General features: G+C 60.9%; 7 protein-coding genes. All 7 read right to left on the bottom strand.

Translation table 11 applies throughout. The features are described 5' to 3' along the window. Positions 1-274 (bottom strand): hypothetical protein (locus OUZ52_RS21100; RefSeq protein ID WP_266160542.1); only part of this gene is annotated, 274 nt, incomplete at its 3' end. Between the two features lie 128 nt (positions 275-402). Next, on the bottom strand, positions 403-1542 hold the full coding sequence (locus OUZ52_RS21095; RefSeq protein WP_266160539.1) for an RICIN domain-containing protein: 1140 nt from the start codon (positions 1540-1542) through the stop codon (positions 403-405). 133 nt (positions 1543-1675) lie between these two features. Further along, positions 1676-3538, bottom strand: a complete 1863-nt coding sequence (locus OUZ52_RS21090) for a beta-galactosidase (protein ID WP_266160537.1) — start codon at positions 3536-3538, stop codon at positions 1676-1678. Between the two features lie 84 nt (positions 3539-3622). Beyond that, a complete protein-coding gene (locus tag OUZ52_RS21085) occupies positions 3623-5704 on the bottom strand; it encodes an alpha-galactosidase (protein WP_266160536.1) in 2082 nt (693 codons plus the stop codon). Between the two features lie 207 nt (positions 5705-5911). Beyond that, positions 5912-9031: a TonB-dependent receptor plug domain-containing protein gene (locus OUZ52_RS21080; RefSeq protein ID WP_266160535.1), complete on the bottom strand. Its 3120-nt coding sequence runs from the start codon at positions 9029-9031 to the stop codon at positions 5912-5914. A 165-nt stretch (positions 9032-9196) separates the two neighbouring features. Continuing rightward, complete coding sequence (locus OUZ52_RS21075) at positions 9197-10129, bottom strand: 1-phosphofructokinase family hexose kinase (RefSeq protein ID WP_266160534.1); 933 nt, start codon at positions 10127-10129, stop codon at positions 9197-9199. Continuing rightward, the coding region (locus OUZ52_RS21070; RefSeq protein WP_266160533.1) for a carbohydrate kinase family protein at positions 10126-10827 on the bottom strand (702 nt) is incomplete at its 5' end. The genes OUZ52_RS21075 and OUZ52_RS21070, both read right to left, overlap by 4 nt.

Raw genomic sequence — 10827 nt, 5'->3', positions numbered from 1 at the left:
AAAACAGAAACATGCGCTTGCTGCCGCCATTGCTTTGCATGCCGGTATAGCCACCCGAACTGGTACCGACCAGACTGAACTGGTTGCTCCAATAGACGTTCGCCTGATAACCGGGGTCGGTTTTCACGGTGATGCCGAAGTCGACTGAATTAAGCGAGCTCACGCTCGAGTCGAACTTGTAATTGGTATAGCTGCCTGGCGTATCGCCGGCATGAACGACCAAGGGCAAGACCGATAACAACAAGCAGGTACCAACAACCTTCAATGTGTTCATCACTGTCTCCAAAGGTAAACATCGCGCCCCATGAGTACGACGCGGATCACTTGGCGTCACTGCGCCGTATGCTCTCAACATCTAGCTGAAAGGGCGAGCCCGGGCGCTAGCCCAGGCTGCGCCCACCGTCATGGCCAGCGCGAAGTTCTGCTGGATTCAGGCAGATCCCAGCGCTGATTCGCCGCGCCAAAGCTGCAGCTCTGCATGGTCAGCTGAGCGCCCGGCGAAGCTGCGGCAAGGCAAAGCCCGGACCAGTCGCTGCGCAGCAGCGCGCCCATCGCGGTCCAGCGTTGATTGGTGCCGCCGGTGCAGGTGTAAACGCCGACTGCCGCCCCCACTGCCTTGCTGCTGCCGGAAATATCCAGGCATAAATTGTTCTGCAAGCGTAGCGTGTGATCCGACGCATAAACCCAGGACTGACTCTGATCGCCACTGCAGATATTGCTGATGGCCGCCACGCCGCTGGCCGCGCCGCCCTTCGATTCCATGCACCAGGAGGCCTTGCCGGCTGCCTGCACCGCACCACGAATGGTATTGCCCAAGGCATTGCGATGCTCACTGCCAGCCGGCGTGAGCATCACCTCGCTGAAAGCGGAGCAGCCCGGCTTCACGCTGGTGGAAGAAACGCTCGCCGTCGCCACGCCGCCATCGCCCTTCGGCAGCGCGAACTCCGCTTTCGAATAAGGCTGGTCGTAGCAGGAGGCATCCGGTGCATTCCACTCGAAATACTCGGTCCAGTTGACCATGCCCTTGGGAGATATCTGGGTGGAAGCGGTGCGAATACTGCCCAGCTTGAACGCGTACCCGGTATGCAGATCGGTTACTGTCACGCCCAGCCACTGCCCGCCCTCATAGGCCACGTGAAAGCGATAGGTATGCCCCTGCTTCCACGCATAGGCCATGCGGCAACTCTGCCCCACGCCCTCGCCACCAAAGCTTTGGCAATAACTGCCGTCGCTGCCCGGCTTGGCGTCGGTGGCGTCCCACACCGAGAACAGAAAGATGCGGTCGCTGCCACCATCACTTTGCATACCGGTATAGGCACCGGAGTTGGTCCCGACCAGGCCGAACTGGTTACTCCAGAAGGTGTTGGCACGGTAGCCAGGATCGACTTTCACGGTGATGCCGAAATCCACCGATTGAAATCCCGCGATCGAAGCATCGAAACGATAGTTGGTGTAACTACCCGGCACGATCGACTCGGCCATCGCGGCCAGGGGCATCAGAAATAACAGGCACAGCAACACACGACAACACATGGCATTCATGAAAATCCCCTCGCTGGTGTGTGAAACAGTTGATTGACTGGTGGTGTGTTCGCTTTCGATGGGAGTCAGCGACTGATGGGCCGCCGACGTTCAAACCCCTGATGTGCATTCATCCCTGTGAAAGATCTGCGGATCAGCCTTGCAACCTCTCGACGCCGTGAATCGACGCCGCCTCGGTCCGATGCAGGTCGAACACCAGGATCTCGTTGTCGCCCTGGCGCAACCACGACGCCGGGCAGAACAAACGCTGCTGCGGGCCGATGTGCCAGTAGCGGCCGAGCAATCGCCCGTTGACCCACAAATAGCCCTTGTCCCAGGCACTCATGTCGATGTAGCTGTCGCCAGGCCGATCGATAGCCAGCGCAGCCTTGAAGAACAGACCAGGGCGCATGGCGCTGCCGGTGAGCGGTTTCAGCGAACCGACGAAGGCGTCATCCAGCGGCAGGCTGTACGCCTGCCAGTCGGTCAATTCGTTGCCATCGAGGTGGATCGCGCCAGTGATACCTTTGCGGTCCTGCATCGCATGGCCATAGCCGACGTGGCCGAAACTATCGACGAGGATATCCAGCACCATATCGCTGCCCTTCTGAGTCGCCGGCAGCTCGACACGCTGCTCTTTGCGCAGCCCGGGCTTTTGCACGCGCGAAAGATAATCGAGGTAGCGGCCATTACCGAACACGGTGGCGTAGTCGCGCACGCCGTCCACAGACAAGCTGCCGCCAGCGCGCACCGTCTTGCGATAAAGCACCATGCCGTGATCCTGTGCGAACAACAGTTCGTTCGGCATGGGTTTGCTTACCGCTTTCGCGCTCGGCAGGTTGTCCCACAGCGAGGCGTATGGCATGAGCGTCAGCGGCGCGAAACGGATCGCTGGCGGCGGCGCGGGAATCTCCGGTAACCGATGCGGTGCATGCGCAGCCAGCAAGGCGCGGAAACGATGGTAGTCGGCAGTCGCCTCGCCGCGCTCGTTGATCGGCGCGCCATAGTCGTAGCTGGTAATCGCCGGTTCGAAATTCGAGTAATCGCCGTTAGCATTGGCGCCCGCGGTAAATCCAAAATTGGTGCCGCCATGCACCACATACAGATTGAACGAGCGGCCCTGCTCCAGCAGCTTGCGCAATGTCTCCACGTAATCGCCGCGCTGGAACTCGGCATCGCCCCAATGCGTCAGCCAGCCGGGATAGCCTTCGCCAACCCATACCGGCGCTTCGCCGGCGATTTTCTGTGCCGCGGCAAAATCGGTATCGCCGTCGAGGCCCAGGGCCGCACCAGGCAGATACGTCTGCTGCTTCTGGATTTGCGACAAGCCATCGGAAATCGAGAACGGCCCATCGATGCCACGCTGCCGCCACATCGCCTGCAGCTGCTTGAGGTAATCCAGGTCATGGCCGAACGAGGCGTATTCGTTCTCGATCTGCAACATCAATACCGGCCCACCCTGGCTCACCATCAACGGCTTGATCAGCGGCGCGAGGGTATCGAGGTAGCGTGCCACGGCATGCATGTAAGGCAGATCGTCCTTGCTGCGCACATGGATATCCGCCTCGCGCAGCAGATACGGCGGCAAGCCGCCAAAATCCCATTCGGCACAGACATACGGGCCCGGGCGCAGATACACCCACATGCCTTCTTGCTGGCACAGCTTGATGAAACGGACAAAGTCACGGCTGCCGCTTTTCAGGTCGAACACCCCGGGCTCCGACTCCAAGGCATTCCACATCACATACACGGCGATGGTATTGAGCCCCATCGCTTTGGCCATGCGAATGCGATGCTGCCAGTACTCGGCCGGAATACGCGCGGGATGCATTTCGCCGCTGCGGATCTGCAGCGGCTTGCCGTCCAGAAGAAACTGCTGTGCGCCGAGTTCGAAGCGGTGCGCGTGGCCATCCGGTAACAACTCGGTCGAGCGCTGCGCAGCGCCAGCATGCCCGCGCGGGCTTAACGCCAGCAGCGGCGTCAAGGCGGTCAGTCGCAGAAAATCCCGTCGTTGCATGCTTATGCTCCAGCTGATTCATACCGAGGGTGCGGCAGGTTGGGATGCGTCAGGCGCATCGCCAACCTGCCCTCGCTGTCGCGATTACTTCAGCGGCGTCAACTCCAGTGTCAACACCTCGAACGGTTTCAACGGGATCGTCGTGGCATGTGCCGTATCCAACGACAACGCCGCACGCTTGCTATCGGATTTCCACGGACTGCGCGCGCTGTACTTGCTTGCCGCACCTGCCGGAAGTTCAAGCTGACGCGGCAGATCGATCACCGCGACCTGCTCATGCGCATCGGGATTGCGCAAGGTGATGATGGCCTTCTCCGGCGACCATGCCGCCCAGCCGTAGACATTCAAGCGCTGCGGATCGCCACCGATCCAATGTGTATCGCGCAATACATTAGCGTTGGTCCGCGACCAGCGGGCCGCCTCGGCCAGCACGTCCCAGTCCTCCGTGCTCAACAGCGACGGGGTAATGTACATCTCCTGCAACTGCGTGCCGGTGGCGAAGTACGAGCGCACTTCATTGCTGAAGTCGTGACCGGGGTCGCTATTGAGCCGGCGATTCTGCTGCGCATAGATGATGCCGTGAAGCATCAGCGAGTTGATCGGAAACAACGGCCCCTTAAGCACCACATTGCGATACGTTTGCGCGTCGCGGTAGGTGATCCAGCGCTCACGATTGCTGCCGACACCGGCCAGGTCATCATCTTCGCCGTCGCGCCAGATCGAGTCGGCATAGCGCAGCCAGAACGGTGACGGATACGTACCGGTAGTGAGATTGATAAAGGTATCCGGCTTGGCCTCGCGCACGTCTTCGATCAGCTGGATCGCCGCATCGAAATCGCTGGTGAAGCGGCTGCCCGGAAATACCTTGTCGGCATTGCCGGTGCCATCGAACTTGAATTGATTGATGCCGTTGTCCTTGACCAGCGACAGCACCGCATCGTGGAAGCGTTGATAGTACTTGGGCCCGGACAAGGCGAGACCGCCATCGATGATCTCGTAGCCGTTCGCCCGGCCCTCTTTCACGCGGATCTCTTTGGGCGGGCCATAGCCACCCCAGGGCGACAGCCAGACGCCTGGTGCGGCGCCATACTTCGCCGCCGCGTCGCGCAACGGCACGAAGCCGTGCGGAAAATCCTTGCTGAAATGCCAGCTGCCGCTGCGGTCGTCCCAGCCGTCATCGAACAGATAGGAGTCCAGCTGTACGCCGCGCTGCTCATGCAAAGCCTTGCCGAAAGCGTTGATGCGATCCAGCGCCTGCTCCTCGGTATACGGCGTGAAATAGCCGATGTCGTACCACGAGTTGTAATGCAGGAACGGCCGATACGGGTGCGCCCGTTCGCGCTCGATGTAAGCGGCAAAATCGCGGCGCAACTGACCACTGCGAGTGACGCCGGCCACCGCCGAGTAAGTAATCGTCTTGCCTTTTTCCAGCGGCAAACCGCGCACCAGGTTGAACTTGACGTGGTTGCCGCGAGCCTCGCTCTCCGACAATGGATGCTCGAAGCCCACATAAGCGTCGCCCACCACCGCCGGCGAGCCCTTTACATCACCGCTGACCTGCACCCCCGCTGCTTGCAACTCAAACAACGACACGCCGGTGATGTTCTCGTCCTGCTTGAGCGCGGTGATCGATACCTGCTCGCGCAAATACGGCGAGTCGTCGCGCTGCAGCAGTTGCCACTGAACCCGGAAGCGGCCCTCGCCATCGGTAAACGTCGCTTGCACCGCCTTGCCCGGCAGGCGCTCAGCCAAGCGCGACGCATCGGCGTTGACCGGCAGCGCCGTTTCGCTCGGCGCCGCGGCGAGATGCATGTCGGCCGCGTGCACGGTCTTGCCATCGGCCAGGGTCAGGGCGAACGGTGCCACGATTTTCAAGGTGAGGTCATGCGACCGATCGACCATAAGCATGTCGGTAAGGTGCTGGTCGGCGACCTTCCAGCTCGCCTCAATGGCGGCGTTGCCGAAATGCTCCGCGCCGGCTTGATCGCTGAATACCGGCACACCGGGCTTGGAGATACCGCTCTCATCGGCATGCGCCAGGCCGCAGCCGATCAAGCCAGCCAGCAAGCCCACGGCAAGCCGCGTACCACGCCGCGGCGAGAGCGACCGGCGGCTAGCCATCGCGGCCACGACCGCGGCCGGTTTCTTAAAAGCAACAAACAACATGACAAGCCCTCTTGAAGATCACTCAGGTACTGTCTTGGCCCATCCCGGTGCGATAGATAACGCAGTAAACATCCGCCGATGTCAGTACCACGTCAGCAGGGGCTCAGCCCTATCGCAAGGAGTGCCTACAGCACGCTATGGCAGACCCGCCCGCCCTCAAGCGAGCGGGTCTGGATGGATCGGCGGCAAACTCCGGCCGCCGGCACATTAGAACCGCTGTTGATAACGCACGTAGATGTAACGCCCGATGTCATACGACGCGTTGTAGTTGTACGGCGTATCGCTGCCCGCGTAGCCACCGTAGATATACGGCCCCTTGCGGTTGAAGATGTTGTTCGCACCCAGCGAGAAGGTCGCATTCCACGGCGCCTTCCAATACACCTGCGCGTCGTTGAAGGTCACCGAGGCGATCTGCGTCATCGGCTGCGGGCCCACACCCGGCGCGTAGTAGTTGGGCAGGCTGCAGGGGAAGGCCGAGCGTGTATCCGGCGGCGGAAAGGCGCAAGGCGCTTTCAGCGGCGAGAAGTAACGCATGGTCCAGCTGGCGCCGAAATCGTTCAGTGACCAGTCCACGGTAAAGTTGCCGCGCAAGCGCCAGACCGACATCGATGTCTGCGCCGAAGCCACGCCCACGCCGTAGTTCACCGCCGAGCCAATGGTCGGCAGCGTGTTATAGCTGGTGACATAGGTGCCGTTCAGGCCCAGCTTGAACTGGCCGAAAGAGAACTTGGGCACAGTGTAGGCAAAGGAGAAATCGTAGCCGGTGGTTTTCTGCCAGCCGGCGTTGGTTTCCAGATTCAACAGATTGATGATCTGGTTCGAGCCGGCCTGCCGCTGAAACTGTGAGCAGGCATCGGTGAGGCCGTACTGATAGCAATTGGCCAGTACCTGATCGTTGGTGATGCCGGTAATCAGGTTGCGGATGTTGTAGCGCCAATAGTCCACGCTGACATTGAAGCCCTGAAACCACGAGGGGCTATACACAAAACCGACTTGCCCGTTGTACGAGGTTTCCGGCCGCAAATGCGGATTGCCACCGTTGAAACTCTCGGTGATGCCCGCGGCGTCGGCCTGGGTCACCGGCAGTCCGGTCAGATCGACCTGACGGAAATTGGGCCCTACCCCTTGAATGCCGCCGAAACCGGTCAGGCAACGCTGTGCGACCACGCCGCTGTAGCCATAGCCGGCCGGACCGTACACGCCATCGCAGGGGTCAGTAAAGCCACCCGCGTTGTAGCGCCCCTGATAAAGATCATTAACCGTGGGCGCGCGAAAGCCGGTGCCATAACTGGCGCGAATCATCAGGTCTTCGATCGGCTGCCAGGTCAGTTTGTACGAGGTGTTGGTGGTGCTGCCGAAGTTGCTGTAGTTCGAATAGCGTATGGCCGCATCCAGCGACAGGCTCTTGATGCCGGGCAGGTCTTTTGCCAGCGGCGCATTGACCTCGGCGTAGGCCTCGTTCAAGGAATAGCTACCGCTGTTCGGGCCGACCGCGCCATCGGTGGAATTGCCCGCCGCGGCGAAGGCATCCGGGCTGTCATAGCCCGACACATTGCGATGCTGCACACCGGTGGCGAAGCTGAATTGGCCGCCTGGCAGGGTGAACAAATTGCCGCCGAAATCGGCCGACGCGGCTTTTTCATTACTACCGTAGTGCTCGACACTGTTGATCGCCAGGTAGTTGAGCATGGCCGGTGTCAGGCTGCCCAACGGATTCAAGGGCACACAGCCGTCGATGACGTTGCCCGGCGTTCCACAATGAACCACGCCGTCGCCGCCCATGAAGGACGGGCCCAGCGCATTCTTGGTATGGATCAGATTGAAATAGCCGGTGCGCGTGTTTACGCCGGTGATCTTGCTGTCGTAATAGTTGACGTCCCAGTTGAACAAGCGCTCGCCGACACTGAAATTACCTTCCAGGCCGACGCTGTAGCGGTAGTTCTTCGGGTTGTTGTAGCTGTTAAAGGTCATCCCAGCCACTTTGCGATAAAACTTCACATCCTGTGGCGTCATGCCCGGCTGGTTATACGGGTTGTAATAGCTGTTGGCCGATAACAGCGACGGAAAATCATCGTGCCCACCCATGCCGCTGTACAGCGTGGCGGTTCCGGCGGTCGCCTTTTCGTGATCGATGTTGTAGCCCGCGTTGAACTTCGCGGTGATGTTCGAGGTGATGTTGTAGTGGGCATCCAGATACAGATTCTTGGTCGTATCCGCCGTACGCAGCATGTTCTGATGACCGCTGTCGTTGTTGTAGGTGTAGTCGCCTGCATCGGCGAGGCTGCCTACATCGCCGCCGGCATTGAAGGTGCGCGGCACGATCCGGTGATAGTCGCCCAGGTTGAACGGATTGCCGCCCGGATTAAGCACCACGCCGTGATGGCTGCCATCGGGAAAAGCCGCATTGCTGATAATCGGCTGCAGGCCGACATAAGTGCGGCCATAGTACGGATGCTGATCGGTCCAGGGATAGCTGGAGAAATCGCGTGAGCTGGTCCACACCGGTCGCTGGTCTTGATACGACGCGCTGAACACCACGCCCCATTTCGAGGTGGTCTTGCCAAAGGTGACGTCGTACTGGCTTTGCATGCCATCGCCGTGCGGCGAATAAATGCCGTTATAGGTATTGATCTCGGCGCCGTTGAAATTCTTGCGGGTAATGATGTTGATCACACCGGCGATCGCGTCCGAGCCATAGACCGCCGAAGCGCCGTTGGCGAGCACGTCGATGTGATCGATGATGGCGACCGGAATGACATTGATATTGGTGTAGCCGCCGTGCGCGGCGCCGATGCGCTGCCCATCGACCAGCACCAGCGTGCGCGGCGCGCCAAGGCCACGAAGATTGACGAACTGACCGCCTTGATTCGGCCCCAGGTCACCGGGCGCCGACATGCTCAGGTCCGGCGTGCTGGCCGAGGAGACGTTTTGCAGTAGCTGGCCTACCGTGGCAAAACCTTGCCGCTCGATATCGACACGGCTGATGGTGATCACCGGCTGCGCATCGGCCACATCGACGCTGCGGATGTTCGAGCCGGTCACCGTGACTTGCTGCAAGCGTACGGGCTTATCGTCGGCGGTTTTGTCGGTCTTCTTGGCGGACGCCTTGACCGTGGTGTCGGTGGCGGTGCTGTCTTGCGCCGTGGCGGTGCCGGCATGGACCAGACCGCCCATGACGCACATCATCAGCGAAGTGCGAATGGCCAGGGCCAGTGCGTTGGTGGTTTTTTTATGCTTGCGGCGCTGCTCGCCGTGATCTGCGCCGATACTTTTTTCGCCCATGACATCGCTATCGACCGTACAACAACCACCTTTCTTCGTGTGCATGAATGTTCTCCTCCCGTGGTTTTCTATCGCACTGCCGAGGCATGCATGGCATGCCTGTACAGGCGACGATGTGTGCCACGGAGAACTCCCCTTCTACGTGGACTTTTTTCCTGTTGCTCAACCGCTCTCAAGCCACGGAATAACCGTCGCTTGTTCCCGCTCTTCCTAAATCGTCAGTCGCTGCACGCGCACACGCGGCAACAACGCTTCTACCGTTCGGCGTTCGACAAACCCGGTTTCTTCGGCCAGCGCAGTCGCCGCGCCACAGGCCACGCCAAGGCGTAGGGTTTGCTCCAGGCTCATGCCACGCTTGATGCCCACAGCGATGCCGGCCAGCAGGCAATCGCCCGAGCCGACGCTATTGCGCACCTCGTCGAGGGTCAGCTCGGCGTGCCAATAACCGTCGGCATCGGCCGCGACCGCACCCAGGGCGCCCATCGACACCACCGGCATGGCCACGCCACGCCGCTGCAACTGCGCGGCGGCACCCACTGCGGCCGCGACATCGTCCACCGGATGCCCCAGCAGTTCGGCAATTTCGTCGCGATTGGGCTTGATCAAGAATGGCTGGGACTGCAAAGCGTTTTGCATCGCCATGCCGCTGGCGTCGACCAGGCAGCGCTTACCCACGCCATGCACCTGAGTCACCAGCTTGGCGTAGGTCGTGGGCGGAAAGCCGCGCGGCAAACTGCCGGATAAAACCACCAGCTCGCTTTCATCGACGCTGCGGCGAAAATCGAGCAGCAACGCCGCCTGCTGCGCCTGGCTAAGCAAGGGACCCTGGCCGAGAATTTCGGTGATCTGTCCGTTGGCGTCCTGCAAAGCAAGGCAGTTGCGAATACTGTCGGTAATTTCGACGCCGTGAAAAAGCACACCGCGCTCACTCATCCGCCGAGCGATCAGGTTGCGGTGCGCCGCATCGATCAAACCCACCAGTTGCACCCGCTCACCCAGCGCGGCAATGGTTTGGGCCACATGCAGACCTTTGCCGCCGGGATACACCTGCTCACCGAGCGCGCGGCTGACTTCGCCTGGGCGTAAGGCATCGAGCCGGATAAAGCGGTCGATGGCGGTATTGAACCCAGCGACCGCGATCACGATGCGTGGGCCAGCAAGGTCTGTACTTCCAGCGCGTTGGCCTGGCGCGTGGTGCCGCCGATGGCGCGGGTGGAAAGACTGCCGCAGGCACTGCCCCAACGCATGCATTCCTGCAGCGACGAACCGCGCAACCAGGCGTGCAAGAAACCCGCATCGAAAGAATCGCCCGCACCGGTGCTGTCGACGGCATCGACGGCATAGGCCGGCACTTGCAACAGTTCCACGCCGTTCAAGACCGCGCAGCCCTGGCGCCCGCGCTTCACCACCGTGCGCGTGCGGCCATTGTCCAGCGCCTGCAATGCCGCCGATATATCCTCGCGCGCGGTGATCGCCTGCAACTCCAATTCGTTCGGCAGAAACAGGTCGACCTGGTCCAAGGTATTGAGCAAGGCGGTATCCCATTGCTGATCGGGATCAAAGCCCGGGTCCAGCGAGGTGCTCAAGCCCGCCGCATGCGCCCGCGCGAACAAGTCGCGGCAACCGGGGCGCAACGCTTTTTGCAGGTAGTACGACGAAATATGCAGATGATCGGCATGCGCCAGCAGCGCGTCGCTGACTTCATCCGCGCGCAGCGCGGCGATGGCGCCGGCAAAGGTGACCAAGGCGCGGTCCTGCGGCGTGGATAGCGACACCGTCACCCCCGTACGCAGCGCGGCATCCTGTTGCAGCGAGGACACATCGATGCCGGCATCGCGCAA

The organism is Dyella silvatica (genome assembly GCF_026283955.1).
Lineage (GTDB): Bacteria > Pseudomonadota > Gammaproteobacteria > Xanthomonadales > Rhodanobacteraceae > Dyella_C > Dyella_C silvatica.
Note: the sequence above shows the minus strand (reverse complement) of the source record. Positions and strands in the feature narration are given on the sequence as shown.